Source organism: Lichenihabitans psoromatis, assembly GCF_004323635.1.
Lineage (GTDB): Bacteria > Pseudomonadota > Alphaproteobacteria > Rhizobiales > Beijerinckiaceae > Lichenihabitans > Lichenihabitans psoromatis.
Genome location: NZ_CP036515.1, coordinates 3,036,537 through 3,063,421 on the forward strand (window position 1 = coordinate 3,036,537; position 26,885 = coordinate 3,063,421).

A 26,885-nucleotide genomic window follows, 5' to 3' on the forward strand; every position below is an offset into this window, starting at 1 on the left:
AAGACGGAAAGCGCAAGTCCGCATCGGAGCGGCGGGCGACCGACTGTGCGATTGCCCGTTCGCCTTATGCCACATCGTCGTCACGGGACGACTTACCATATCGATCATATGAGCGACCAACAGGACGAAATTGCGCCCGCGACCACGGAGGCTGAACCCTTTTGGCGCAAGCCTCTCGAGGTGATGACCACCCCGGAATGGGAGAGCCTCTGCGACGGCTGCGGACGCTGCTGCCTTGTGAAGCTTGAAGACGAAGACACCCGTGAGGTATATTTCACCGAAATTTCCTGCGCGCTGCTCTCCAAGGCCACGTGCCAATGTTCCGATTACCCGAATCGGCAAAGCAAGATCCCGGATTGTGTGAAGCTGACACCTGAGATCGTGCGGACGATCGGATGGTTGCCACCCACCTGTGCCTATCGGCTCGTGGCCGAAGGCCGCGATCTGATGTGGTGGCATCCCCTGGTCTCTGGCCGTGCCGAAACGGTCGATGAGGCCGGCGTCTCGGTGCGCGGCAAAGTCGCGGCGTCGGAAGATGAGGTCCAGATCGACGATCTTCCCGGATATATCGTGGCATGGCCGACCAAAGTGCCGGCCCGCGCTCGCAAAAAGGCGATGGCCGCCGGCGCGAAGCGCCCCGGGGGCAAGCTCCCTTAACGGCCACCCGGTTCGGCGCGGTCAGCGCGCCGTCCACTCTGCCAGAACGGCGTTGATCCAGCCCTTCTGGGGGGAGAGCCAGATCGCCTGCGTGAGGTCTCCGCATTGCGCCGAACCCCGGCCAGCAGACCATACCATCAGGGCCGCGACGACATCGCTGTCGGCTGCGAAGACGGGTCCGCCCGAGTCACCCGTGCAGGCGCCGAGGCCGCGATGGTCTGGATCCTCGGCCCAGAGAAGCAGCGTCGACAGCGGTGCCCTGGTCGTCACCGTCGCGAGCCGCAGCTGTCCGGAGCTCGTCGCATCGCCCTCGCGGGTCAGGCCGAAACCGGCGAGCCTGTAGCGCGTGCCGATCGCGGCCGAGGGACCACCACCGAAGATCGCCGGACGGAAGCGGTCCGGGAGCGGTGCAGGCAGCCGGATCAAAGCCAGATCGATCGATCGTTCGCGCGTCTTGATCGCATCGGCTCGGTAGCCGGAATTCCGGCGGATCTCAGCGGTGTCGAGCAGGACAGGCGCATCGGATGTGTCGCGGAAATGCACCTTCGCGGCTGCGCCGGGTGGGACGCAATGCGCCGCAGTCAGCACCGCATTCTGTGCCACCACGAGCCCGGAGCAATAGCCAGCGATGCGACCTTTCAGGCTCAGGACCATGACGACATGCGGCGCGATGCTCGATCCCTCGGTGGAGGGCCCAACGATCGCGCTGGCCGGTGCGGCGCCAGCGATGACGAAAAACGACGCCATCACGGCGGCGCCAAACAGGTGGCCCGCAGCGATCAGCCTCGGCCGGTTCGACGACTTGGGAAGAAACGACCGCATGCGGATCAGCGTGCCGACACTTTGCCGAAGCTTCCATCGACGAAGATGAGCGCATCGACGATCGATTTTTTCCACAGCGCCCAATTGTGGTCGCCATCCATGACGCGGAAATCCACGTCGAGGCGGTTCATCTGCATGGTTTCGAAAAACGCGATCGATCCTCGCCATAAAAGATGGCTGTCGTCATCGCCGACCGACAGATAGATGGCGGGCAAGAGCTTGCCCGTATCGATCGCTTTGTTCAGCAGGGTGAATACGTTCGAGGCATTGAAGCGCTTCGGATTGAAGGGTGTGCCGAACGCGCCGCCGAAGTGCGCGCCGTCCGGCGGGAGATCGACCCCGATCGTGACGGTCGCCGGATCGACCTTTTGAAAATAAGCGATGGCTGGCGCGCGATCATGCGGCGGGGGTGGGGCCGATCCCGCGTTCATGGCCGATGCCTCGTCGGCCGGGAGGGGGATGTTCTGCCAGATGGCTGGAGAGAGGGCCGCGACCGCGCCATATCGATCCGGGTCCGACAAAGCGAAGCGCAAGGCCCCATAGCCGCCCATCGAGACACCCGCGATGGCGCGGTGAAGCCTGTCTTTGGCGACCGGCCACGCGGCATCCACGGCCCTTGGCAGGTCGCGTCCGATCGCGGTCGCGTAGTCGCCGGGGCCGCCGATTGCGCCCGAGTCGACGTACCAGGAATTACCCGCGTCCGGCATCACGACCAGCACGGGCCGAATGCGCTTCTGGGCAATCAAATCATCGAGGGTCGCCGAAATGTTGCCCAGCGTCTCCCAATCACTGCCGGCTCCGTTCAACCCGTGGAGCAGGAAGAGGACCGGCCAGCCCGTCGCTGGACGCTGACCCGACGGCACATAGACTTGCGCGGTCTGATCCTTGCTGAGAGCAGCGCAGTGATAATGAAAAGGCTGTAGCGTCCCAGCGATCGCGGGAAGCGCCACGGCACCGAGGACCAGCACGGCGAGGGCAAGATCGATGAGGCGTTTCGAAACCCGAGTTATGGACATCGACTTTTCCGGTACGGAGCTGGCCGGCTGGCCAAGCGGCTCCAAATTTCTATGTGTAGAACAGCGCCACAAGGACGCTGCATATCAGGATCACAGTGACTTCGACTCAGTAGGTACGGAGTTTCACGAATGAATGACATCGAGCCGGAGGGCATGCCGTCGCAGGGGCCGCGATCCACGCAAGGATCAGGCGGCCGTCGCGACGACATCGACTTCTGGCGAGGATTCATCTTATGCACAATCTTTATCAATCACGTGCCAGGAAACCTCTTCGAGCGTTTCACATATCGAAATTATGGCTTTTCTGACTCGTCTGAAGCCTTCGTCTTCATTTCCGGCTTGTCTCTTTCGCTGGCTTACGGTTCCAAGTTCCTCAATGGGGGGCAGGGCCTCGTGCTCGTCAGCCTCGCACGGCGCGCCGTGAAGCTTTACGCCGTTCACATTCTGCTGTCGCTCGCGGGCCTTGCGATCTTCGCCTCCGGCGCCGCCCTGGCGCAAAATTCGACGCTGATGCAAGAGCATGGCCGCGATCTTTTCATCGACGATCCATTTTCAGCGCTGATCGGACTATTCTCGCTCGGCCACCAGCTCGGTTATTTCAACATTCTGCCGCTCTACGTGCTGATGCTCGCCATGACGCCCGCCATGTTCTGGCTGGCCAAGCGCAATCGGCTGCTGATGTTGGCTGCTTCGCTCGCGGTCTACCTGCTGTCGCGTGTGGCCGGGTTGAACGTCCCGAGTTGGCCCATGAAGGGCGATTGGTTCTTCGATCCCTTCTCTTGGCAACTCATGATGGCGGTCGGCCTCGCTGTGGGTCTCAGTCTTCGCGATGGTGCCGTGCCGCGCAACCGTCTCGTGATGCTCGTGGCGGGCGGCTTGGTGCTCGCGGCGGCCTTTTGTGCCACGGACGGGTTGTCGTTCTGGCCCGGCCTGATGGATCTGGCCCGCGAGAGGGCCGATCTCGGCAAGACGACGCTTGGCGCAGGGCGCATTGTCCACTTTTTCGCCCTGGCCTATGTGGTTTATGGAATCGGATTAGCTCACAACATGCGCCATGCGGCCTGGTTCAGGCCGCTGTGTTCAATCGGGCGAAGTGGCCTCTGGTCGTTCGCGATCCTATCGGTGCTGGCTGCCGTCGGGCAGGTGTTGGCACAGTCGCTCGGCCATTCCGTTCTGCTCGACACGCTGCTGATCGGGGGTGGCCTTGGGCTCCTCTACGGCTGTGCGATGCTGCTGGATGGCCGGCGAGATGGCACGATCCCGCTTTTGGCCGGCCTCTCGCCGCGGCGTTGACCTGCCTGCTTGCCTGTCGTGGATCCGACTGAATTCAAGATCGACGGCGGTTTCGCGATAGCCGACGTCGTTGCATCGTGAGACGGCGACCCCGATGACGCCGATGTATCAGATGACAGACGAACAGAGGTCATGCACCGCGAGCGGTCGATGCCTCTTGTTCTGGCCGAGGTGGAGGCAGGGATTTGAGAACGCAAGCGCGTGTCGTCGTGATCGGCGGAGGCGTGGTCGGGGTGTCCACACTCTATCACCTCGTCAAGAAAGGCTGGAGCGACAGCGTTCTGGTCGAGCGGAAGGAATTAACGTCCGGCTCGACTTGGCATGCCGCGGGCCTGCTCCCCTTGTTCAACGTCAGCTATTCGGTTGGCCAAATCCATAAATATTCGGTCAATCTCTATCGCGGGCTCGAAGCCGAGACGGGGCAGGCGGTCGGCTTCCGGCAAGTGTCCAACATTCGCCTCGCGCGCACAAAAGACCGGCTCGACGAATATAAATATTACGCCGGAATCTCGAGGACGATCGGTGGCATCGACGTCAAATTCCTGACGCCGGACGAATTGAAGGAGATCTGGCCCCTCTGCAACATCGATGGCGTGCTCGGCGCCATGCAGCATCCGCAGGATGGCTACATCCAGCCGGCCGATCTAACGCAGGCGCTGGCGAGAGGCGCGCGGAGCGGCGGCGGCGAAATCAACCGCAACACGACCGTGCTCGGCATCGAGCGCACGACCTCCGGCGAGTGGAAGGTGAAAACCGACAAGGGCGATATCCTCTGCGAGCATATCGTCTCGGCCAGCGGCAATTTCGCGCGGCAGACCGGCCGCATGGTCGGCCTCAATGTGCCGGTGATCCCGGTCGAGCATCAATATATCGTCACCGAGCCGCATCCCGCCATTCAGGAACGAAAGCGCCAGGGCTTGCCCGAAATGGGCGTGCTCCGCGAATCCGATAGCTCCTGGTACATGCGCGAGGAAGCGGGCGGTTTGCTGCTCGGCCCCTACGAGAAGGGCGCTCCGGCCTGTTATGTCGAGGGTCCGTCGGCCGCGAGCGAATACGAGCTTTTCCAAGAAGATCTCGAGCGGCTGATGCCCTATGTCGAAACCGCGATCGAGCGCGTTCCGGCCTTCGGGGAAGTCGGCATCAAGAAGATCTATAACGGTGCGATCGCCTACACGCCGGACGGCAACCCGATCGTGGGGCCGGCGCCGGGTGTGCCGAACTTCTGGCTCAATGAAGGCCATTCGTTTGGCGTCACGGCCGCCGGTGGGGCCGGCTGGCAACTGGCCGAATGGATCGTCGAGGGTGAGCCGACCGTCGACATGATGGGCGTGGACCCGCGCCGCTACGGCCGATACGCCTCGAAGGGGTATCTGATTGAACGCAACGAGGAGGCCTATGCCAAGGTCTTCACGACGCATTATCCGGATGAGGAGCGCGATACCGCCCGTCCTCTGCGGCAAACGCCTTGCTATAGCCGCATGCGCGACCTTGGGGCCGTGTTCGGATCGACCTTCGGGTGGGAGCGGCCGAATTGGTTCGCGCCGCCCGGCTATGCGCTCAGCGAGGCGGATCTCGCCAAGCCAGACGTGCTGCTGAACGAAAACCATCCGCCGGCGATCGACAGCAAGCGGCCGGTCGAAAAGTGGAGCTTTCGCCGCTCGAACTATTTCGATTTCGTCGGGCAGGAATGCCGCGCGATCCACGAGCGCGTCGGCCTCCAGGACATGTCAGCCTTCGCCAAATTCGAGATTTCCGGACGCGGCGCCGAGGCATGGCTCGACCGGATCCTGACGAACCGGATTCCCAAGGCGCTCAACCGGGTCACACTAACCTATCTGTTGACCAAAAACGGCGGCGTTCGGTCGGAGTTCACGCTGACCCGCATCGGCCCGGAGCGGTTCTATCTGGTTTCGGCCGGCGCGCTCGAGGAGCATGATTACGATACGCTGACCAAGCTGCTGCCGATCGACGGCAGCGTCCGCATCGACAAGACCACCACGCAATATGGCGTTCTGGTATTGGCCGGCCCGCAATCGCGCGCCCTGATGCAGCGGATCGCCGATGCCGACATGTCAAACGCCGCCTTCCCGTGGCTGACGGCCCAGCACCTCAGCGTCGGCGCGGCTGGTCTTCTCGCACTCCGGGTCAATTTCGAGGGGGAGCTCGGCTACGAGCTGCACCATTCGATCGAGATGCAGAACTACATCTTCGATCAGGTCATGGCGGCGGGCGCGGATTTCGGCATCAAGCCGTTCGGCTTGCGGGCCATGGATGCCATGCGGCTGGAGAAATCCTACAAGCTGATCCCGCGTGAATTATCGATCGAATATGCGGCCTATGAGTCCGGTCTCGATCGGTTCATCGACGCCAAGAAGGCGGACTTCCTCGGCCGTGACGCTCTGATGAAGCGTCGTGAGGCCGGCCTGCCGAACAAGACCGTGACGCTCGAAGTCTTTGGTGTGACCGATGCGGATGCGCGCGGGTCGGAGCCTCTTTATGTCGGAGACACGCTCGTCGGCCGCACGACATCGGGTGGCTATGGCTGGCGCGTCGGCAAATCCCTCGCGCTCGCGATGGTACGCCCTGATCTCGGAACTCCGGGGACTGAGGTCGAGATCACGATCCTGGGAGAGCGCCGCCGCGCGGTCGTCATTCCAGAAAGCCCCTTCGATCCGGACAACGCCGTCTTGCGCGGCTGACGCAGAGGAGCGAGGATCGCCCATGGCCGATCTTTACGTCCTGTCATGGCGCGACATTCCGGCCCAAGTCATCGTGCGCGACGGCTTGCGCACGATCACGCGCGATTTGCCAAAGCGCTTTTCGGATGCGATCGGACGTGCGGCCTCGCGAGAGGGTCCGGCGGGGATCGACGATGATCCGTCGCAATGGCGCGAGAGTGCGGCTCGCCGCTGCAGCGATGATCTTGAGGCCGCTGCCCGGGACGCGATCGACGAAATCGAACGTAACTACGATGGCAAGATGCTGGCGGAGCTGTCGGCTGCGGCGGGGCATAGCAGACCTCTGACCCTCCGTTAGATTCGTCCCGCCTCCAAGCGTCCGATCGCCTGCTTCCGGCGTAACCGCCGAAAAAAGATTTCATTGCTCAATCGTGCAGCAAAGCTGAGTTGAGCGTCGCAATCCCAGCCGATATCCCAGACCTATGCGCTGTCGCAGAGCGCCAGATGATTCTGGCGCCTGTGATGTTGCGGGACATGGTCGCCCTCCGGCGGTCGAGAGGGTGGGGTCTTGGTCGATCATTCAGCGCTTCCGGGACTGCCGTCGGCCGCGAGCCTGCGGCGCCGCGGTATGGTGCTGGTGTTCTCGGCCGGTGCGCTTTACGCCACCGCCGGCTTCTTCGCCCGCGTGGTCCATGTCGATGCCTGGACGCTGCTGGCCTGGCGATCGTTGTTCGGCGCCATGTTCATGGTGTTGGTGGTCGCGGCTGAACGCAAACGGTTCAGCCTTCGCGACTATGCGGTCAGTGGGCCTCATCTGCTTCTCGTCCCGCTGACGGCTCTTGGAACCAGTGCCTATATTTTCGCGCTGACGCTCACCACCGTGGCAGATGTTATGATCGTCTATGCGACGACGCCCTTTGTGACCGCGGTCGTGGCGTGGCTCTGGTCGGGCGAGAAACCGAGCTCTCGGACGCTTGTCGCGAGTTCGGTCGCGCTGCTTGGGGTCGGGGTGATGATTGGGGCCAGCGCGCCAAGCGACGGCCGGCTCCTCGGCGCCGCTTTGACCTTGTTCATGAACGTCACATTTGCGATGGCGCTCGTCCTGGCTCGACGTCATCCGACGATCTCGATGACGCCGGCCAACACGCTTGGCATTTTGCTGGCCGCCTGTATCGGTTTCACATTCGGACCCAATGAGGCGGTGGGGCTTTTTTCGCTGGTGATGCTGGCGCTGTTTGGCATTCTCACGATTGGGGTCGCGATTTGGCTGTTCATGCGAGGCGCCCGTTTGATCCCATCGGCCGAGGCAGCCTTGATCGGCATTTCCGATACGGCGATCGGCCCGGTCATCGTGTGGCTGGTGTTTGGCGAAAACCCCGGTTTAGCCTCGATCGTCGGCGGAACGATCGTTGCGGCCGCGCTGCTTTGGCATATGTGGCCGGAATTACGCGGGGCTTTGCGGCGTCCGGCTCTGGCATGACGCCAATCATTTGACATTCGTCGCAAGTTTTCTGACACAATAGGTGGGATGACGTTTGTTGCGGTCCCGCCGATGTTCGCTCCTGCAGTTGACGATCCGTCCGTCGGCAACCTGACGGTTCGATTCTGGGGTGCACGTGGCTCGTTTCCGGCGACCGGAACGGAATTCGCGCGCTTCGGCGGCAACACGTCTTGCGTCGAGATCCGGCTCGGCGATCGCATGTTCATCGTCGATGCTGGCTCGGGCTTCATCAAGGCGGGTGACGCGCTGATGGGCAACGTGCCGTCCCGCATCGACATTCTGTTCAGCCACCTGCATCACGATCACGTCTCGGGCTTTCCGTTCTTCGCGCCGGCACTCGCGGGCCATTGCGGCATCCGCACATATTGCGGAAACCTCGGAGGCGAGAGCGCTCAGAATGCGCTGGATGCGATGTTCTCGCCGCCGCTGTTTCCCGTGACGCTGGCGGCTTTCCCAACCCGTTTCGAACATTTCGGCTTCAAGGCGGGGGAGACGTTGCGGTTTGGCGATGCCGAGATCGCGACCTGCCCGTTGTTCCATCCTGGCGGTGCGACCGGCTATCGCTTCGATCATGGCGGCCGGAGGGTTTGCTACATCTCCGACATCGAGCATACCGACCCCTGGCCCGCATCTCATCTGGTCCGCTTCTGCAAGGGGGCGGACCTCGTGATCTACGATTCGATGTATACCACCGCCGAATATGCGATGTTCAAGGGCTGGGGTCATTCGACGTGGAATGCTGGGCTCGCCTTGTGCAAGGCGGCCGGCGTGAGCCGGATGGCCGCGTTTCATCATTATCCGTTGCACAATGATAATGATCTCGATGCGATCGAGGCCGAGATCGCGGCGGCGTCACCGGGGTCTTTCGTGGCGCGCGAGGGACAGTCATTGGTTTTTACACCAAAAATGGTCCTCGCGAACGCCGTTGCGGGCTGACCAGCGCTGAGTTGTCCGCATCCGGCATTGACACGCGGAAGGTGACACGGGACGTCTGAGGTTTGTTGGTCCGCTGGAGACAGCGATTGTCAGACCCGTTTCAGGATCCCGACGCCACGACCCAGCCGAGTGTCGGCCGGTTCCTGCGCGGCTTGTTGTTTCCGCCGGCTCTCCGCAACTTCGTCCGCTCGCGCGAGGCCGGTCTCGTTCTCGTCAGTCTCGTAATCGGGCTGGTGAGCGGCTGCCTCGTCTCGTTCATCAGCTGGGGCGTGCAATCCATGCACGTTCTGCTGTTCTCCATGCCGATCGAGTCCCGGCTGAGCGCGACCGAGGATCTGCCGGTCTGGCGTATTCTGCTCATGCCGACCCTCGGCGGCGGCGTGCTGGCGTTGCTGGCCTTGGTCGGGCAACGCATGGGCGGTCGCCTCGCGGATGCGATCGAGGCCAATGCGCTCTATGGCGGACGGCTCTCGCTGACTGGAAGCTTGCTCGTGACGGCGCAAACGATGGCGTCCTGCGGCTTTGGCGCATCGGTCGGGCTGGAAGCAGGTTACGCGCAAATTTGCGCGGCCGTCGCGTCCCGATTCGGCCTCAATTTGGCGGCTCGCCGGGCCGATCTGCGCCTGCTGGTCGCTTGCGGGGCAGGGGCCGCGATCTCGGCGGCCTTCGGTGCTCCGCTGGCCGGAGCATTTTATGCCTTCGAGGTTGTGCTCGGCACCTACACGGTCGGCACGCTCGCGCCCGTGGCCGCCAGCGCGCTCGTGGCCAATCTCGTCAACCAGGGTCTGTCGTCGCCGGAATTCTTGATCAAGCCCGGGTCTCTTCAGGCCGTGAGCCCGCAGGATCTGATTCATGTGGTCGCTATTTCGGTGATCTGCGCTCTGGTCGGGATCGTTCTGATGTTGGCGGTGTCAGCCTCCGACTATCTGTTCCGCCGGTCCAACCTGCCGGTCTGGTCACGCACGATCGTCGGTGGCGCTCTGGTTGGCTTGCTTGGGTTGATCACGCCACAAGTGCTCGGTGCCGGACATGGCGCAATGGAGCGGGATCTGGTGGCGTCGATCGGCCCGATGATGCTGGTCACGATCATCATCATGAAAGGCCTCGCTTCCGCGATCTCTCTCGGGGCCGGTTTTCGCGGCGGCCTGTTTTATGCGTCGCTCCTGCTCGGCGCCCTGGTCGGGCGGCTCTATGCCGATGGCGGCTGGCTGCTCAATCCTGATCTTGCCTTCGACCCTGACCTTGCGGCGCTCACCGGCATGGCGGCGCTGGGGACGGGCGTGATCGGCGCGCCGGTCACGATGACGGCGCTGGCGCTTGAGACGACCGGGAATTTTTCCATCACGATCGCGGCCCTGATCGCGGCCACGATCTCGTCCGTCATCGTGCGGGAGTTGTTCGGCTATTCATTCGCGACCTGGCGCTTTCATCTGCGCGGTGAGGCCATCCGTGGGCCGCATGATGTCGGTTGGATGCGCGATCTTGCGGTTCGCAAGCTGATGCGAACGGAAGTCAGCACCCTGCCGGCCGATACGCTGTTGACCGCAGCCCGGACGCGTTTTCCGCTCGGCAGCGCCAAGCAGATTGTCGGGCTCGATCCGCAGGGTCGATATGCGGGTCTCGTTCTCCTAGACGATCTCTACACCTCTCCCGAGGCGGCCGACCGGCCGATCAGCGTGATCGTGCGGCATCAGGAGCATGTTCTCTATCCGTGGATGACGGTGCGCGAGGCGCTCAGCCGATTTGAGACCTACGAGGCCGATGCGCTGGTTGTGGTCGATCATGAAGCGACGCTCAAGGTGATCGGCATCCTGAGCGAAGCGCATGCGTTGCGGCGCTACGGCGAGGAACTCGAGCGACAGAACCCCGATAATGTCACCACCTGAGGCTGCTCGTCAGGCTGGAAAGGTTCCATCATGGCTTGACCCCGGACCGCTGTTCGGTTGAAGAACGCGCATGATTTTGACCGCCAGAGCGCCCGCGAAGATCAATCTGTCGCTGCATATCGTGCGACGGCGCGAGGATGGATATCACGACCTCGAAAGCCTGGTGGCATTCGCCGGCGCGGGGGATCTCCTGTCGCTTGAACCCGGTCCGGATCTGACGCTCGAGACATCTGGCCCGACAGCGGCGGCCGCGGCAATCGGCGGCGATAATCTCGTGCTTCGGGCAGCGCGAGCGTTGCGCGAGCTTGTGCCGGATCTGACGCTGGGAGCCTTTCGATTGACGAAGCGGCTGCCCGTCGCGGCTGGGATCGGTGGCGGATCGTCCGATGCGGCTGCTGCTTTACGATTGTTGGCCGAGGCCAATGCCATGCCAGCCGATGACGAACGCCTCTTCGCCGCTGCCCGCGCGACCGGCGCCGACGTGCCGGTCTGCCTCGATCCGCGCGCCCGGATGATGCGCGGGACGGGCGAACGGCTTGGGCCGCCTCTCCGGCTTCAGCCGCTCGCAGCCGTCCTGGTCAATCCGGGTATTGGTCTGGAAACGCGCCATGTCTTCGGCCGCATGGGGCTTCAGCCGGGTCAAGATCATGGGATGCCGGCCCATCCGGACGTTGGTGACCGCCCGACCGGCGATCATCTGTTCGGGTTACTCCGAAAGAGCCGGAACGACATGGAGGATGCCGCCAGCGTGCTGGCGCCCGTGATTTCCGACGTGTTGGCCGTCCTCGGCGCAGCAATAGGCTGCCGTCTGACACGCATGTCCGGCTCCGGCACCACCTGTTTTGCGATCTTCGATGATTGTCGTGCCGCGTCGCGAGCTGCGCGGACCGTTCGACGCGACCATCCGGGGTGGTGGGTCAAGTCGACGGTTTTGCGCTGAGGCTTTCGGCAACTCGTCGCCTCACGCATCGGTCGGATCGACGGCGGGCAAACCGCCCACCGCCTCCGACGTTGGCGTTTCCTCAGTGCGTGCGGGCGATGCAGAAGTCGATCACGCCGCCGAGTGCGGTCTTGAAGTCAGATTGTGGGAACAGCTCGAGCGCGTCCTGGGCCATTGCGCCGTAATGTCGCGCGCGTTCGATCGTGTCCTCGATGGCCCGGTGTTTCCGCATGGTCGACATCGCGACGGCGAGATCGCCGTCCTCGATCTTTCCGTCTTCGAGGCAACGACGCCAGAAGCTTCGCTCCTGCTCCGATCCCCGCCGAAACGAGAGCACGACCGGGAGCGTGATCTTACCTTCGCGGAAGTCGTCGCCGACATTCTTCCCAAGCTTGATGCTCGATCCGCCATAGTCCAGCGCATCGTCGATCAACTGGAACGCAATCCCAAGGTTCATCCCATAGGCACGGCAAGCGGCAATCTCCGGCTTGGAACGGCCGGCCAAAATCGGACCGACCTCGCAGGCAGCGGCGAAGAGCGCCGCCGTCTTGGCTCGGATCACGGCGAGATAATCGTCTTCGGTGGTGCTCGTGTCCTTGGCGGCCGAGAGTTGCATGACCTCACCCTCCGCGATCACGGTGGCGGCGGACGACAACACGTCGAGACACGGCAGCGACCCAACCTCCACCATCATCTTGAAGGCTTGCCCCAGGAGGAAGTCACCCACCAGCACGCTCGCCTCGTTGCCCCAAAGCATGCGAGCCGCGAGTTTACCGCGACGAAGATCGCTCTGATCGACGACGTCGTCATGCAGCAACGTCGCCGTATGCATGAACTCCACGGCGGCTGCGAGCTTGATATGATCGTTACCCGTATGGGCACACAGGCCAGCGGTCGCCAGCGTCATCATCGGGCGAAGGCGCTTGCCACCCGAGCTGATGAGGTGATTGGCGACTTCCGGGATCATCGTGACGCTGGAGCCGGTCCGCGCCAGGATGGTTTGATTGACGCGCTGCATATCGGCATCCACGAGCGACACCAGCAGATTGAGCTCGCCGCCGCTTGCCGGCTCTTCAAGAGGTATGACCAGACCCAAAGGTGATGTTCCTTGCCATGAGAGCAGGATCGGTTTGACGTCACGCCGCAAAGCGATCCCGCGACCGCCAAGCCTGCCCACTGATCCACCCAGTCAGTACCGATGTTATGACCTGCTGGGAAGCGCGCGGACCATAAAGCTGTGATCTCGATGCCGCAACATTCACGCTATTGGCGGCTGACATGATCGAGATGGGCTTTGCAGTGAGCGATGCAACGCGGCAAAGTCGGCGAGGATCGACGCGATCCTTCCGTTTGGTCATATCGAAAGCTGTCCACCCTGATGATCGAACTGCTCCGGACCAACGATCTGATTTTGATCTCGCTAATCGAGGCGATGTTTACGGACGATCGGATCGGCTACTTCGTGGCCGACCAGCATATGAGTTCCATGGAAGGCTCGAGCGGTTTTCTGCAACGCCGGATTTTAGTGGCCGACGACCAGATCGACCAGGCGCGGCGCTTGTTGCGGGATGCCGGTCTTGGTCAAGAGCTTAAACATGGGTGAGGTCGGCCAGGACCTGGGCGGCGCCCCCGACATCACGCTCACGGCGCTTCTCGATGGTCGCTTGTCCGTCTATCAGCCCTGCGTCGGACACAAGGCCGGAACCGACGCGATCCTCTTGGCTGCTGCCGCGCCGGATCTCGGCCAAGGCACATTCGTCGATGTCGGATCTGGTGTCGGTACGGTGGGATTGCTCGTGGCGCTTAGGCAACCGGACACGACCGGACTTTTGCTCGAGCGTGGTCCCGTGGTGGCCGATCTGGCGCGTCGCAACGTCGCGCTGAACGATATGGGCGATCGGCTGAGGGTTCTGGAAGCGGATTTGTTCGACGGTGCCACGCGGGGCACGCTTCGCGATAAGGCGGATCTTGTGATCACCAATCCGCCCTTTTTTTTAGCCGGTCGCTCTCGTGTGTCGCCCCATCCGGGAAAGGCTGCTGCCCATGTGCTCGATGCAGGGCCGGGCGAGCAACATGATGGCCATGGACACTGGTTGCGAGCCGCGCTTTCCCTGCTCGGTCCGCATGGCCGATTGCTGATGATTCATCGCCCCGAAGCTTTACCCTACCTGCTCGCCGCCGCTACGGGCCGACTTGGCGAGATCCGCATCATGCCGATCCATGCGCGAGCCGGCGATCCAGCCATTAGAATTTTGATGATGGGCACGCGCGGCAGTCGAGCACCGCTGACAATAGCCGATCGCTTTGTTCTTCACGGCGTTGGTGGTGCCTTCACGCCGGCGGCCGCTGCCGTGCATCGCGGTGAGCCTCTGTCGTTGATGTGACCAAAAAAAGCCGGCTAACGAGGGCCGGCTTTCACGTTAATGTTTGATCGACGTTCAGCAAACGCGAACGAGGTGCGGGCCGTAATAATCGTAGACCCGGCGGAGGCAACCGCCGTAGCCGTAACCGCCGTAACCGGCGCCATAATACCCTGGCCCGTAGGCGCCGTACCCGCCGTAGACGGATCCGAGACCAAGTCCGAGGCCGAAGCCTGCTAGCCCGTAGCCGTAACCACCATAGCCGCGATGCCCGTAACCACCATATCCACCGCGATAGCCATAACCGCCGCCGCGATAGCCACCGTAGCCGCCGTGGAACCCGCCGCCATGACGGAAGACACCGCCGCCGCCGAAACCGCCGCCTCCGAAGCCGTGACCGCCAAATGCCGCAGCCGGCTGCACTGACGCGAGGGAGCCGCCGACAAGCGTCAGAGCCATTGCGCCGACTAATCCTGCTTTGCGAATGTTTGCTTTGAAATCAATCATTGTGTGATGTCCAAACTGTCTATTTCTCAAAAACAACGCCCATTCTGATGTATGGTTCCGCGATGTCTTGAAGTCTAGGGGACGTTCGACACAGGCCAGCAACTAAGCTTGTGTTCATCTTGCGTTCATCTACCATTCATCTTGCCGATCAAGGCGAGCAGGCCGTCCGTCATAATATGCCGACGGCGTGAGGATCGATCCGAAAGCGACGTCGGACGTTTGATGGTTGGGCCATCGTGTCTGCGCCTGTAGAAGGCTGTGGACGGCGGCCTAGATTGACTATTCCGGCTGTCGCAACCGCAGCCAGCACCTAGGAGCATCATGCGCTATCTTCACACAATGGTCCGCGTCGCGGATCTCGACAAGACCCTGGCGTTCTTTTGCGGACAGCTTGGCATGACCGAGACCCGCCGTATCGAGAATGAGAAAGGCCGCTTCACGCTGGTGTTTCTCGCTTCGAGCGATGATGTCGAAGCGGGGCGGGCGCATCAGGCACCCCTGCTCGAACTCACCTACAACTGGGACCCGGAAAGCTATTCGGGCGGCCGGAACTTCGGCCATCTCGCCTACGAGGTCGATAATATCTACGATCTCTGCGATCGCCTCATGAAGGCCGGTGTCACGATCAATCGCCCGCCGCGCGACGGCCACATGGCCTTCGTGCGCTCGCCCGACAACATCTCGCTCGAGCTTCTGCAAAAAGGTGGCCCGCTCGCGCCTGCCGAGCCTTGGCTGTCCATGAAGAATACAGGAGAATGGTAGCAAGCTCTTGCGGTTCGCGAGGGTCAACGACTCTCTGCGGGTAAGATGATGGCGTCCGATCACGATTTTCTGCTGCAAGCCGTGGCTTTGTCGAAATCCAATATGGAGCAGGGCCGCGGTGGTCCCTTTGGGGCCGTCATCGTGCGCGACGGGGTCGTGATCGGAGAAGGCTGGAATGCGGTGACGTCGTCAAACGATCCGACGGCGCATGCGGAGATCATCGCGATCCGGCGCGCCTGCGAGGCGGTCGGTTCGTTCTCGCTCGACGGCGCAACGATCTTTTCAAGCTGCGAACCCTGTCCGATGTGCCTGTCGGCCATCTATTGGGCACGCATGGAGCGGCTCGTCTATGCCAATACGCGGCACGAAGCCGCTGCAATCGGCTTCGACGATGCCTTTCTCTATGATGAGGTGCCGAAAGACGCTGCGGACCGGTCGCTCCCGACCGAACATGTGGTGTCTCCGGAAGCCAGGGCGGTGTTCGACGCTTGGGCGGCCAAAAGCGATAAGGTGGAGTACTAGCCCCGATGTCGGACGTCTCGACGGTCTTTTCGGGTTCTGGCGCGGGCATGCGGGCCCGCAGCGCCTCCTACGTGTCGGATTTGATCCAATCGGTGGCCGATCGAGGGCGGCTCCTGATCGGTTATCCGCGCCTGTCCGGCGGCGACCACCCCGCCGTCTTGCGACTGGCAGAGGCATTGATGTCGGTCCGTGGCGAAGCCTCGGGCGTGGCTCTCGCGCAGCAAATGCTGCAGGCTTATGCGGCGCTGCCGATCGCGGAGCGTCGTATCGTTCTCAACGACATGGCGCGCCGCTATGGCCCTGACCTCACGGCTCTGTTGGCCGCCTCCAAGGCGTTCCTGGCCACCCCGACCCTGGCGCTCGCCGCCACGGTCCAGAAGGCTGCCGAACCCCGCGCGCTCGAACTCATTCGGCGGCTCAATCTGGCGCCCGGCGGGACACCGTCGCTGGTTGCCATGCGGGCCGATCTTCTCGCGTGCATCGGCAGTGATCCGCTTTTGGCAGATCTCGATCGTGCCTTCGCGGCGTCTTTTGCGTCCTGGTTCAATCGCGGCTTTCTGGAGATGCAGCGGATCGACTGGTCCACGTCGGCCAATGTGCTCGAGAAGATCATCCGCTACGAGGCGGTTCACGCCATATCGGGTTGGGACGATCTGCGCCGTCGGCTCGCGCCGCAGGATCGACGCCTTTATGCGTTCTTCCACCCCGCCTTGATCGACGAGCCCTTGATCTTCGTCGAGGTGGCGCTGACGACCGCAATCCCAAGCACCATCGCGCCGCTCTTGGCCGGCCAACCCTCTCCGGCCCCGGACACCCCGGCCAACACAGCCGTCTTTTATTCGATTTCGAACGCACAGGCGGGTCTTCGGGGCGTCTCGTTCGGCAATTTTCTCATCAAACACGTGGTCGAGGAACTCAAGCGCGAGTTGCCGCGCCTGCAGACCTTTGTCACGCTATCGCCCGTTCCGGGGTTTGCGGCTTGGCTCACGTCGGTGATCGATAACGACACGGATGGTCTGCTCAGCCCCGAGGATCGGCGCGTCCTGAACTTCGTCGATCGACCGAACTGGCACGAGAAGGCCAGTGCGAGCGAGCCGGTTCATCGCGTGCTGCTGCCGCTGGCGGCGCATTATTTCCTGCGCGCGCGGACGCCCGGCGGACGGGTCATCGACCCGGTTGCACGGTTCCACCTCGGCAACGGAGCGCGGCTCGAACGCATCAATCCGCTTGGCGACGTGTCGCGCAAAGGCTTGGCGACGTCGCACGGGCTGATGGTCAACTACATCTACAATCGCGACGAGATCGAAGCCAACCACGAGATCTTCGCCAATAAAAATGAGGTCGTGGCTGCCAGCGCCGTCCGCAAATTGCTGCGGTCCCGTGCCGTGCCGAAGACCGTCGCTTCCCACGCATAAGGAATTTTCAGCATGTTTTCGACTGATGCCTGGGCGCGGAACACGGCTCTTTACGAGCGCATCCGCACCATGCCGTTCAATCAGAACCTCGCGGACGGCACGCTGCCGCTGAAGCTGTTCCGGCACTACATCATCCAGGACGCGCATTACCTCGTCGCCTTTGCGCAGGCACTTGCGATCGCCTCCGCCAAAGCGGACCACCCCGATCACGTGGTACAATTCGCGCAGGGCGCGGCAGGCGCGATCGCGGTCGAACGGGAGTTGCACACCGGCTACTTCCGCACCTTTGGGGTCACGCCGGACGAGGTGGCGTCAACGCCGGTTTCACCAGCGGCTCATCATTACATCAGCTTTTTGATCGCAACCGGCTTTCGGGAGCCGCTGGCGGTTCATCTCGCGGCGCTGCTGCCGTGTTTCTGGGTCTATCGCGAGGTCGGCCGCGATATTCTCGGACGTGCCTCGACCGATAATCCCTACCGGGCCTGGATCGACGCCTATGGCGGTGAGGACTTCTCGACCGCGGTCGATGCCATGATCGCCACCACCGACGCTCTGGCCGCAGAAGCGGGCGCGCCCATCGTCGCTGCGATGCACGCGGCCTTCACGCGCGCCACGCAACTCGAATGGATGTTTTGGGACTCGGCCTATCGCGATGCGGGTTGGCCGGTTTGATCGCCGAACACGTAAGAGTGCGATGCACCTGATCAGCGCGGCGGGCCTCGAAAATGCGATCCTGCATTTTGGCTATGCAGCAGTTTTCCTCGTCATCGCGCTTGAAAGCGCAGGCCTGCCATTGCCGGGCGAAGCCACGCTGATCTCCGCCGCGATCTATGCCGCCGCCACCCACGCCTTATCGCTGCCGTTGATCATCATGGCGGCAACAGGCGGCGCGATCATCGGCGACAATATTGGGTTTTGGGTCGGCCACCGCTTCGGTTTCGAGCTGCTGCTGCGATATGGCAAACACATCGGGCTCGGCGAACCGCAGTTGAAGCTCGGTCAATATGTCTTTGCAAAATACGGCGGGACGATCGTGTTCGTCGGCCGCTTCGTCGCGGTGCTGCGCGCCTTCGCGGCCGTGCTGGCTGGCGCAAACCGCTACCCGTGGGGTAAATTCCTGCTGTTCAATGCCGCTGGCGCCCTCATCTGGGCGACAGTCTACGGCTGCGCAGCTTTCTGGTTCGGACGCTCGATCCATCGGTTCATGGGGCCGGTTGGACTGGGGCTCGGCCTTTTGGCGCTCGTCGCAATGGTCGTCGGCTGGCGGATCGTCAAGCAGCAGCAGGCTGCCCTTCAGTTAGAGGCGGAACGCGCCTATCCGGGGCCGCTCTCGGCTCACGTCTGACGCGCGTCGGCTCGACGACTCAGACGCGCTGTCGCAGCCTAGCAAGCCTGGAGGAAGAACCGAATCATCTCGGCCGACGCGTCTGGGCCATCCGGATCGGTATATGAGCCGGATCGACTGCCACCCGCCCAAGCGTGGCCGGCGCCCCCAAGGCTCCAATTCTCGAAGCGGATCGCGCCTTTGCCGTCTCGACCCAATGTCCTGACGAAAGATCGCCCGCTGAGACAAGCCCCGCTTTCGGTCTCGATCCGCAGTCCGGTTTCGCGTGCCGTGATCTGCGCCACGATGGCATCGGCATTGTGCGGATGCACGGTCCGATCGGCGTCGCCATGCAGCACGATGACCGGGATCGCCCGCTCGAGCAGGCTGTGCTGGATGGTTTCGACCGTCGCGGCCTGTCCGAACCAGCCGCCTTTTGTGCCGCCGTTGCCCTGCATCGCCGAAAAGGCCGATGACATGTCGGATGCAGCTCCGTAGGCGAGGCCCGAATGGATGCCCACCGCCGCATAGAGGTCGGGATAGAGTTCAGCCAGAATGGCCGCCATAGCGCCCCCCGCCGAAAGACCTGCCACGAATGTGCGGTTCGGGCCGAAGCCGAATTCGGCGGCAACCTCGCGCGTCAGTCCGGCCAAAATGCCGGGCTCGCCCGCGTCGCGGTGCTGATCTTTCGGCTCGAACCAATTCCAGCACCCGGATGCGTTGGCGCTTCGGCTCTGCTCGGGATAGACGACCGCGACATTATGCCGGGCCGCAATATCATTCATGCGCGTTCCGACCGCGAAATCATCCGGGTTCTGCGAGCAGCCATGCAGCATGACCAAGAGAGCGGTCGGCTTCTTCTCGAGGTCGGGGCGGAAAAGCTTAAAATTGCGCGACCCGTAGCGCTCCGCATGCGACCGCATGACGAAACTGCCACGCGTGGCATCCGCCTTCACGTCCGTCGTGTTGGCGGCGCTCGGCCAAAACGGGGATGTGAAGGACGATAAGGTGCTGGCCAGCGCCGCCACATTGCCGGGCGGGGCGCAGCATGTGGCCGGATCGCGCTCAGCGCGTGAACTCACGGACGCACCGGGGCCGACAATCGTCTTGGCGACGACATCGCCCACGCCGGACACCGCCTTGCGGATCAGATCGGTGGCCTCGCCGAGGTCGCCGTTTCGCAACAGACGCGTCGCGGCTTCGATGGCTTTATTGATGGCGGGCATCAGCACTCTTTCCAATGGTTGAGTGACGGTGCCCGTCGCGCAACCATCGTCATCTCACCACCAATCGACATGACCCGGAAGATGGTGCAGTGCAGCAAAAACGTCAAGCCGGGCGCCACAGGCCGAAACGCAAAGAAGCGCGCGATCCTGATCGGATGGCGCGCTTTCCTAGGTCTTGAGCGGCGTCGCTCGAGCTGGTTCAGCCCGCGACGGCGTGGGCCGAGGTCTCGCGATTGGCGGGCTCGCCGACCCGCTCCTGGGTGCTGCGTTCGGTGATATAGTCGTGGACGACGCGCCCGTAGGGCAGCGTGAGATCGGCGATGATGTGGGTGGCGCCGACGATGCGGCGGACCGGCAGATCGGCGACCGGAGCGTTGACATGCGGCACGAGGTGCAAACGCGCCGGCCCGCTCCAAGACCCCTTAATCGTGATGTCCTCGATGTTGAGGGCCACGAGCTGACAGATCTCGGCATTGCCGTCGATGCCCGGGATGATCTTGAGATTGATCTGCGTTTTGGCCAGGGACTTCATGGTGCGCTGCTGGTCGCCCGCCATGGCGACATGCTTATAGCCCATCGTGCCCATCGCGACCTGCTGGCCCGCATATTCCAAGGTGCCGGTCAGGGTGTCCTTCACGAGCTCCAGCTTGGGATGTGCGTATTTCTTGGGGAAGCCCCAGATCTCGCGACCCGCCGCGATGGGTGCTTCGTCATCGAGATACATCTGCGACACGAAGCTGACATCCTCGCCCTTGAAGCGGCACGGGATCACGATGCCGCTCTCGGTATAATCGCCGAAGCCGGATGAATCCGGCATCTTGATCCATTCGTAGACCACGATCGGTTGTTCGATCGGCTCCAGCGGCTCGGGAAGGTGATGACGGATCAACTCCGGATCCGTCTCGTAGGTGATGGTGAAATATTCCCGATCGACGAACCGATACGGCCCGGCCGGATAGCTCGGGCTCGCCAGCGGGGTCGAGCGAAGTTGGAGGATATCCTCGGCTTTCATGATGCTGCCTCGTCGTTGCGGAGCTATTCGGCCGTCCAGCCGCCGTCGATCGGCAGGATGGTGCCGGTGATCGATTTGGCCGCATCGGACGCCAGGAACACCGCGAGAGCCGCGACCTCGTCGACGGTGACGAATTGCTTGGTCGGCTGGGCATGCAGCAGCACGTCGTTGATGACCTGCTCCTTGGTCATGTTGCGGGCCTGCATCGTGTCCGGGATCTGCTTTTCGACCAGCGGCGTCCACACGTAGCCGGGGCAGATCGCATTGGCCGTGATGCCGAAGGTGGCGGCTTCCAGCGCCACCGTCTTGGTCAGGCCGGCGATGCCGTGTTTGGCCGCCACGTAGGCCGACTTGTAGGGCGACGCGACGAGCGCGTGCGCCGATGCCGTGTTGATGATGCGGCCCCATTTGCGAGCCTTCATGCCGGGCAGGGCGGCGCGGATTGCGTGGAACGCCGCCGTCAGGTTGATGGCGATGATCTGGTCCCATTTGTCGACCGGGAAGTCTTCGATCGGTGCGACGAACTGAATGCCTGCATTGTTGACCAGCAGATCGACGCTGCCGAAAGTGTTTTCCGCATCCGCGATCATGGTGGCGATCTCGGCGCCTTTGGACATGTCGGCGCCCGAATAATGCGCCGTGACGCCGAATTCGCTCTCGATGGCGGAACGCTCCCGCTCGATCGCCGACGCATCGCCGAAACCATTGATCACGACATTGGCGCCCTGCTGGGCATAGGCGCGCGCGATCGCGAGGCCGATGCCGCTGGTGGAGCCGGTCACGACGGCGGTTTTGCCTTTGAGCATGATGTGTCCTTTGCCGGAATTGTCGAGCGCCAAGCGGCCGGTCTTGCGGAACCGCCGCTGTTTTGGAGAACCGAGTTGACGGTACGACGAAGCTTTCGCTTCGGTAAGATGACAGGGCAGGCGATTATCCCGCCATCGCGTTCGTCACACGCTCGTCAGCGATCGTCCGTATGGCCCATGGCGATGGAGTTCGCTCCATCCCAACAAGCCGGGATGCCGCCCACCATGAACGCACCTTTCGTCGCCACGACCGGATCGGAACAAGACAAGGGATGGCGGCCGGATCGCTGCGCGCGGGTCGCGCTGGTGCTGCAGGGCGGCGGAGCGCTCGGCGCCTATCAGGCGGGTGTCTACCAAGCGTTGCACGAAGCCGAGATCGAGCCCGATTGGATTTCGGGCGTGTCGATCGGCGCAATCAATTCATCCATCATCGCCGGCAACCCGCGTGAGCGCCGGCTCGAACGGCTGCATGCTTTCTGGGATCGGATCACGAGCCGCAAAGTTTGGGCCCATACGCCGGATGGCGACGTGTTCCGCCAGATGCGGAATGCCACCAGCTCTTTCTTCACCATGGCGCTGGGGCAGCCCGGTTTCTTCAAGCCTCGCCAGATGAGCCCATGGATGAGTCCTGCGGGCGCCCAGGATGCCACCAGCTATTATGATACGGAGCCGCTGCGCGAGACGCTGATCGAACTCGTCGATTTCGACCTGTTGAACGATGCGTCGCGCCGCTTTTCGGTCGGCGCCGTCAACGCATCGACCGGCAACTTCATCTATTTCGACAATTCAGACGTCCGCATCGAAGCCGAACATATCATGGCGAGCGGCGCGTTGCCGCCGGCTTTCCCGACCGTGAAGATCGGAACCGACCATTATTGGGATGGCGGGCTCGTGTCCAACACCCCGCTGCAACATCTTTTGGCCCAGGACGATAGCGCCAATACGCTGGTGTTCCAGGTCGATCTCTTCAGTGCGCGAGGCGCCTTGCCCCGGACCTTGCAGGACGTGATGGCCCGCCAGAAGGACATCATGTATTCGTCGCGGACCCGCAACACCACCGACCTCTTTAGCCGCCTTCAAGGCTGGAAGAAGCGCGCCTATCAGGCATTGTTGAAGGTGCCAGACGATCTCCTCAGCGACGAGGACCGCAAGCTGCGCGACGAGCTCGCGACCTTGCCCGAGATGACCATTCTGCAATTGATCTACCAGCAGAAGTCATACGAGGGCGACGCCAAGGATTACGAATTTTCCGGCACGTCGATGCGCGAGCATTGGCAGAGCGGCTATGAGGACACGCGGCGGACTCTAAGCCGCAAGGACTGGCTGGCGATGCCGCCGGCAGGAACCGGTATCGTGACGCACGACCTCCACCGCGAGTATGATCGGTAAAGCGCCATGCTGGAAACCGTCGAAGCAAGCGGACTGATCTGCGGGTATCGCATGGGGCCGGAGGGCCTCGCCGAGGATCTTCGCTGGGACGACATGGATGCCGCCCTCGATCAAGCCGACACGCATGTCTGGCTGCACTTCAGCCAATCGGATGTGCGCACCAGAGCCTGGATCGCCGACAGTCGACGCATTCCGGATGCCGCCAAGGCAATTCTTCTCGGCGCTGATACGCGAATGCGGATCGAAGCGACCGGCAACGGCTTGGCCGGTGTCGTCGGCGACCTGCATAGCGAGTTCGGCGAGCGGACCCAAGAATTGGAAGTGCTGCGCCTCTATCTCGACAACGGATGTCTGATCTCTGTCCGTCGTCAGCCGCTTGCAGCGGTCGACGCCTTGCGTCGCTCCATGCAGGACGGCGCAGCGGCCGAGAAGCCGGTTGGGCTGCTCACGCAATTCTTCCATCATGTCACGGACAAACTGGGCGACCTGATCGTCGAGCTCTCCGAGACAATCGACGGGCTTGAGGATGATCTGCTCGGCGGCAAGCTCGATAATCAGCACGGCGAGATCAGCCGGATCCGGCGTGTCACAGCGCGGCTACGCCGCCATATGGTGCCGCAGCAACATGCGCTCATCGGTCTGATCTCCCGTTTGCCGGATTGGATCGGTGAGAAAGAGGCGACGAACCTTCGCGCCGCCATCGAACGGCTCGGCGCTCTTGGCCACGATCTCGATCTCGTGCAGGAGCGCGCGCGATTGCTGCAGGATCAACTCTCGAGCCGGCTGATGGAGGCTACCAACCGGAACCTCTACGTGCTGTCGATCGTGACCACGATCTTCCTGCCCATGACGCTCATCTCAGGCATCTTCGGGATGAATCTCGGCGGTCCCCCGGCCCTGCAGGATCCTCTTGGTTTCTGGTACGGCATCGCCATCATGGTCGTGACCGGGCTGATCACGCTCTGGGTGCTGCGGCGGCGCAAGATGCTTTGAACGGCGCGGCGATCTGACGACCGGCTGATCGGAACTCCGTCGTGCGCCGGTAGTTTTGAGATCATGCGCTTATCGACCGTCCCGACCCGAACCACCGTCTCGGCCCTCGTGTTTCTGCTCACGCTTGCGATTTGCGGTCTGGCCGAAGCGCAGACGATGCCGAATGTCGGAAATCCGGCCTTCAACGTGCCGGCGCCAGCGGCCCCGGCCTATGGGTCACAACCCTATAACAGCGCGACGGCCAACGGCTTCAACCATCCCAACGACATGGGTTACGGGACCTATCAGAGTTCCAGCAGGCTGACCGGCCACCGGTCGAAACCGCAGGCGAGCCGCCGTTATCGTGGCTATTGAGGCTGAGCGTCAGTAGCCGAATTGCTCGCTGAGGATACGCTCATCCAGCGAATGGCCAGGATCGTGCAGCAACGTCATCGAGACCGCGTGATCCATGGCAATTTCGATCCGGGCGACGTTCTTCAATTCGAAATGATCGGCCGTGGCTGCGACGGGACGCTTTTCGCCTTCGAGGACGTCGATCGTGATCTTGGCGGAGTTGGGCAGCAACGCGCCGTGCCAACGGCGGGGGCGAAAGGCTGAAATCGGTGTCAGGGCGACCAGCGGCGCGTTTAGCGGGACGATCGGCCCGTTCGCCGAGAGATTATAGGCTGTCGATCCGGCGGGCGTAGCGACCAACAGCCCGTCGGCTATCAACTCACTCAGCCGCTCCCGCCCATCGATCGAAATCCGCAACTTGGAGGCCTGGTAGGACTGCCGCAACAGCGACACTTCGTTGATGGCGCGGGCGGTGGCCACGATGCCATCGCAACTCGTCGCGTGCATGACGAGCGGGTGGACCGTGGAGGCTTCCGCACTGCCCAGACGTTCGAACAGATCGGTCTCGAGAAATTCGTTCATGAGAAAACCGACAGAGCCGCGGTTCATGCCGTAGATTGGTTTCGGCGACCCCATGAACCGGTGCAGGACCTGAAGCATCAGGCCGTCGCCTCCGAGCGCCACGATGACATCCGCGACCTCGGGCTCGGCATTGCCGTAGCGCTCGGACAAGACCGCAAGCGCCGTTTCGGCATCAGGAGAACCGGATGAGAGGAAAGCGACTGCCTCGAACCGCTCCGACGGGTTATCCACCCCTGACATAACCCACTCCCGACGATCTTATCCGCTGGAAGCGGTGGTGGGCTTATAGCATGTGCGGTCTGACGGGCCACGCTGAAAGCGGCCTGAGCGGCGGTTGCGAGCCCCGGTCAAAGCGAGCACAACGGGAGATGCGACGTCAGACGAGGGAGGGCGCGATGGCGACGGGACAGGGCCAATTCTGCTGGTATGAGCTGATGACGACCGATGCGGCGGCGGCCAGCGATTTCTACTGCGCTGTGATCGGCTGGACGGCCGAGACGGCCGGCCCCCCAGGCTTGGACTATAAACGCCTGTTGATGGATGGCGCCCCGATTTGCGGTCTCATGAGGCTTCCGGAAAGCCTCCGCGCCCCGGGTTGGCGACCGTCCTGGATCGGCCATGTCGCGGTAGACGACGTCGATGCGATGGTGGTCCTCGTTCGTGACGCTGCTGGCGCGATCCATCGCGAGCCGACTGATATTCCCGGCGTTGGTCGGTTTGCCGTTGTGGCGGATCCGCAAGGCGCGGTCTTCGTTCTCTTCCAAGGTCTTGCCGAAATTCCATTGGTTTCACCCGCCCCGGAGGCACTCGGCTCCGTCGGTTGGCGCGAACTCTACGCAACCGATTGGCAGGCCGCTTTCGCGTTTTACGAGGGTCTGTTCGGTTGGACCAAAGGCGATGCCATCGACATGGGTCCCATGGGCACCTACCAGCTCTTTTGCACGGGGGCGCAGCCGGTGGGTGGTCTGATGAACAAGGTCGGCAGCATGCCGGTTCCATTCTGGAGCTTCTACTTCACGGTCGACGACATCAAGTCGGCGACGGCCCGCGTCGTCGCGCATGGCGGCACAATTCTGCGCGGCCCGAACGAGGTTCCTGGCGGGAGCTGGATCGTCAATTGTTTCGACCCGCAAGGCGTAATGTTTTGCCTGACGGCCCCACGCTGATCGACTCTCGCCCCACGATGGTGACGTCGCATCCAGCGTCACCTACATGAGCGGAGACAAGAAAGGATCGCGATGCCCCGATATGCCATCTATTTCGCTCCCCATGCGGGAAGTCTCCTGGCCCGCTTTGGCGCGAGTGTCCTCGGTTATGACGCGTCGACCGGCGCCGATATCGAGCCTCCGGACCATCCTTTGTTTCACGATCCCGCAAGCCTCGGCTGGACGGCCGGGCCGCGTCGCTACGGGTTTCATGCCACGTTGAAAGCTCCGTTCCATCTGGCGGACGGGCGAACGGCCGCCGAGCTCGAACAGGCCCTGCAGGAGTTCGTACGGACTCAGAAGCCGATCGATATCACGCTCAACTTGGCCTTGGTCGGCCACTTCCTCGCCCTCGTGCTGGCCGAACCCTCTCCTGCCATGCAGGATTTGGCGGCTGCCTGCGTGCGGCACTTCGATCTTTTCCGCGAACCGTTGAGCCCGGAGGACCGCGAGCGCCGCCATCCCGATCATCTGACGGTGCAGCAGGTCGCCAATCTCGACGAATGGGGCTACCCGTTCGTGCTCGATGATTTTCAGTTCCACATGACGCTGACGGGCCCACTCGAGCCGCGAGACAGGGCGAAACTCGAGCCGGTTCTGCGCGACTTGCTGCGTGACGTTCCGCTCAGCACGACGGTCGATAGCCTGGTGTTGCTGCGGCAAGAGAGCGCGAACGACAGGTTCGTGTTGCAGCGGCGTTTCGATTTTGCCGGAGCGTAA

Annotated in this window: 28 protein-coding genes; 20 read left to right on the forward strand and 8 right to left on the reverse strand. The window is 62.6% G+C overall.

Annotation, left to right across the window (positions count from 1 at the left end):
- Positions 1-108: 108 nt before the first annotated feature.
- Positions 109-657: a YcgN family cysteine cluster protein gene (locus EY713_RS14060; RefSeq protein ID WP_131115822.1), complete on the forward strand. Its 549-nt coding sequence runs from the start codon at positions 109-111 to the stop codon at positions 655-657.
- Between the two features lie 21 nt (positions 658-678).
- On the opposite strand, the gene EY713_RS14065 is transcribed toward EY713_RS14060, so the two are convergent.
- Both EY713_RS14065 and EY713_RS14070 read right to left on the reverse strand, forming a co-directional pair.
- The gene (locus EY713_RS14065) at positions 679-1,479 is read right to left on the reverse strand and encodes a S1 family peptidase (RefSeq protein ID WP_131115824.1); all 801 of its coding nucleotides are present in this window, start codon (positions 1,477-1,479) and stop codon (positions 679-681) included.
- 5 nt (positions 1,480-1,484) lie between these two features.
- A complete protein-coding gene (locus tag EY713_RS14070) occupies positions 1,485-2,495 on the reverse strand; it encodes an alpha/beta hydrolase (protein WP_131115826.1) in 1,011 nt (336 codons plus the stop codon).
- Positions 2,496-2,624: 129 nt separating this feature from the next.
- On the opposite strand from EY713_RS14070, the gene EY713_RS14075 reads away from it, so the two are divergent.
- The 7 genes from EY713_RS14075 (at position 2,625) to EY713_RS14105 (ending at position 11,729) form a co-directional block, all read left to right on the forward strand.
- Entirely contained in the window at positions 2,625-3,788 is a 1,164-nt protein-coding gene (locus tag EY713_RS14075) for an OpgC family protein (RefSeq protein WP_131115828.1), read from the forward strand.
- 185 nt (positions 3,789-3,973) lie between these two features.
- A complete protein-coding gene (locus EY713_RS14080; protein WP_131115830.1) occupies positions 3,974-6,487 on the forward strand; it encodes a GcvT family protein in 2,514 nt (837 codons plus the stop codon).
- 22 nt (positions 6,488-6,509) lie between these two features.
- Positions 6,510-6,824: a virulence factor gene (locus EY713_RS14085; protein WP_131115832.1), complete on the forward strand. Its 315-nt coding sequence runs from the start codon at positions 6,510-6,512 to the stop codon at positions 6,822-6,824.
- A gap of 210 nt (positions 6,825-7,034) precedes the next feature.
- Positions 7,035-7,946 carry a DMT family transporter gene (locus EY713_RS14090; RefSeq protein ID WP_131115834.1) on the forward strand — a complete coding sequence of 304 codons (912 nt, stop codon included), beginning with the start codon at positions 7,035-7,037 and terminating at the stop codon, positions 7,944-7,946.
- A 72-nt stretch (positions 7,947-8,018) separates the two neighbouring features.
- On the forward strand, positions 8,019-8,903 hold the full coding sequence (locus EY713_RS14095; protein WP_131115836.1) for an MBL fold metallo-hydrolase: 885 nt from the start codon (positions 8,019-8,021) through the stop codon (positions 8,901-8,903).
- 86 nt (positions 8,904-8,989) lie between these two features.
- Positions 8,990-10,789, forward strand: a complete 1,800-nt coding sequence (locus EY713_RS14100; protein WP_131115838.1) for a chloride channel protein — start codon at positions 8,990-8,992, stop codon at positions 10,787-10,789.
- 73 nt (positions 10,790-10,862) lie between these two features.
- Positions 10,863-11,729, forward strand: coding sequence for a 4-(cytidine 5'-diphospho)-2-C-methyl-D-erythritol kinase (locus tag EY713_RS14105; protein ID WP_131119730.1), 867 nt, complete (start codon positions 10,863-10,865; stop codon positions 11,727-11,729).
- Between the two features lie 82 nt (positions 11,730-11,811).
- Here the strand turns inward: EY713_RS14105 and EY713_RS14110 are convergent, their stop codons facing one another.
- Complete coding sequence (locus EY713_RS14110; RefSeq protein ID WP_170314080.1) at positions 11,812-12,825, reverse strand: polyprenyl synthetase family protein; 1,014 nt, start codon at positions 12,823-12,825, stop codon at positions 11,812-11,814.
- 282 nt (positions 12,826-13,107) lie between these two features.
- Between EY713_RS14110 and EY713_RS14115 the strand changes: the two genes are divergently transcribed.
- Entirely contained in the window at positions 13,108-13,332 is a 225-nt protein-coding gene (locus EY713_RS14115; RefSeq protein WP_131115840.1) for a putative signal transducing protein, read from the forward strand.
- Positions 13,325-14,113, forward strand: coding sequence for a tRNA1(Val) (adenine(37)-N6)-methyltransferase (locus EY713_RS14120; RefSeq protein WP_131115842.1), 789 nt, complete (start codon positions 13,325-13,327; stop codon positions 14,111-14,113). Before EY713_RS14115 ends, EY713_RS14120 begins: the two co-directional genes overlap by 8 nt.
- Positions 14,114-14,167: 54 nt before the next feature.
- Here the strand turns inward: EY713_RS14120 and EY713_RS14125 are convergent, their stop codons facing one another.
- Positions 14,168-14,548: a hypothetical protein gene (locus tag EY713_RS14125; RefSeq protein ID WP_177525405.1), complete on the reverse strand. Its 381-nt coding sequence runs from the start codon at positions 14,546-14,548 to the stop codon at positions 14,168-14,170.
- Positions 14,549-14,917: 369 nt separating this feature from the next.
- Here EY713_RS14125 and EY713_RS14130 point away from each other — a divergent pair, with 369 nt between their 5' ends.
- The 5 genes from EY713_RS14130 to EY713_RS14150 are packed head-to-tail and all read left to right on the forward strand — an operon-like array spanning position 14,918 to position 18,640.
- Complete coding sequence (locus EY713_RS14130; protein WP_131115846.1) at positions 14,918-15,358, forward strand: VOC family protein; 441 nt, start codon at positions 14,918-14,920, stop codon at positions 15,356-15,358.
- A 45-nt stretch (positions 15,359-15,403) separates the two neighbouring features.
- Positions 15,404-15,880, forward strand: a complete 477-nt coding sequence (locus tag EY713_RS14135) for a nucleoside deaminase (RefSeq protein WP_131115848.1) — start codon at positions 15,404-15,406, stop codon at positions 15,878-15,880.
- Positions 15,881-15,885: 5 nt separating this feature from the next.
- On the forward strand, positions 15,886-17,295 hold the full coding sequence (locus EY713_RS14140; RefSeq protein WP_245572728.1) for a malonyl-CoA decarboxylase: 1,410 nt from the start codon (positions 15,886-15,888) through the stop codon (positions 17,293-17,295).
- Between the two features lie 12 nt (positions 17,296-17,307).
- Positions 17,308-17,967, forward strand: a complete 660-nt coding sequence (gene tenA / locus EY713_RS14145; RefSeq protein WP_131115850.1) for a thiaminase II — start codon at positions 17,308-17,310, stop codon at positions 17,965-17,967.
- Positions 17,968-17,989: 22 nt separating this feature from the next.
- A complete protein-coding gene (locus EY713_RS14150; RefSeq protein ID WP_131115852.1) occupies positions 17,990-18,640 on the forward strand; it encodes a DedA family protein in 651 nt (216 codons plus the stop codon).
- Between the two features lie 38 nt (positions 18,641-18,678).
- On the opposite strand, the gene EY713_RS14155 is transcribed toward EY713_RS14150, so the two are convergent.
- The 3 genes from EY713_RS14155 to EY713_RS14165 all read right to left on the reverse strand — a co-directional run bounded on the left by EY713_RS14155 (position 18,679) and on the right by EY713_RS14165 (position 21,663).
- Positions 18,679-19,845 (reverse strand): extracellular catalytic domain type 1 short-chain-length polyhydroxyalkanoate depolymerase, encoded by a 1,167-nt coding sequence (locus EY713_RS14155; RefSeq protein ID WP_131115854.1) that lies wholly within the window; start codon positions 19,843-19,845, stop codon positions 18,679-18,681.
- A gap of 199 nt (positions 19,846-20,044) precedes the next feature.
- Positions 20,045-20,857 (reverse strand): acetoacetate decarboxylase, encoded by an 813-nt coding sequence (locus EY713_RS14160; RefSeq protein WP_131115856.1) that lies wholly within the window; start codon positions 20,855-20,857, stop codon positions 20,045-20,047.
- A 23-nt stretch (positions 20,858-20,880) separates the two neighbouring features.
- The gene (locus EY713_RS14165; RefSeq protein WP_131115858.1) at positions 20,881-21,663 is read right to left on the reverse strand and encodes a 3-hydroxybutyrate dehydrogenase; all 783 of its coding nucleotides are present in this window, start codon (positions 21,661-21,663) and stop codon (positions 20,881-20,883) included.
- A gap of 225 nt (positions 21,664-21,888) precedes the next feature.
- Between EY713_RS14165 and EY713_RS14170 the strand changes: the two genes are divergently transcribed.
- The 3 genes from EY713_RS14170 to EY713_RS14180 all read left to right on the forward strand — a co-directional run bounded on the left by EY713_RS14170 (position 21,889) and on the right by EY713_RS14180 (position 24,399).
- A complete protein-coding gene (locus EY713_RS14170; protein WP_131115860.1) occupies positions 21,889-23,052 on the forward strand; it encodes a patatin-like phospholipase family protein in 1,164 nt (387 codons plus the stop codon).
- A gap of 6 nt (positions 23,053-23,058) precedes the next feature.
- Positions 23,059-24,045, forward strand: coding sequence for a CorA family divalent cation transporter (locus EY713_RS14175; RefSeq protein ID WP_131115862.1), 987 nt, complete (start codon positions 23,059-23,061; stop codon positions 24,043-24,045).
- Positions 24,046-24,108: 63 nt separating this feature from the next.
- On the forward strand, positions 24,109-24,399 hold the full coding sequence (locus EY713_RS14180; protein ID WP_131115864.1) for a hypothetical protein: 291 nt from the start codon (positions 24,109-24,111) through the stop codon (positions 24,397-24,399).
- Between the two features lie 9 nt (positions 24,400-24,408).
- Here EY713_RS14180 and EY713_RS14185 read toward each other — a convergent pair whose 3' ends face one another.
- On the reverse strand, positions 24,409-25,200 hold the full coding sequence (locus EY713_RS14185) for an NAD kinase (RefSeq protein ID WP_131115866.1): 792 nt from the start codon (positions 25,198-25,200) through the stop codon (positions 24,409-24,411).
- Between the two features lie 155 nt (positions 25,201-25,355).
- Between EY713_RS14185 and EY713_RS14190 the strand changes: the two genes are divergently transcribed.
- Complete coding sequence (locus EY713_RS14190; RefSeq protein ID WP_131115868.1) at positions 25,356-26,126, forward strand: VOC family protein; 771 nt, start codon at positions 25,356-25,358, stop codon at positions 26,124-26,126.
- 72 nt (positions 26,127-26,198) lie between these two features.
- Positions 26,199-26,885, forward strand: a complete 687-nt coding sequence (locus EY713_RS14195) for a DUF1045 domain-containing protein (RefSeq protein ID WP_131115870.1) — start codon at positions 26,199-26,201, stop codon at positions 26,883-26,885.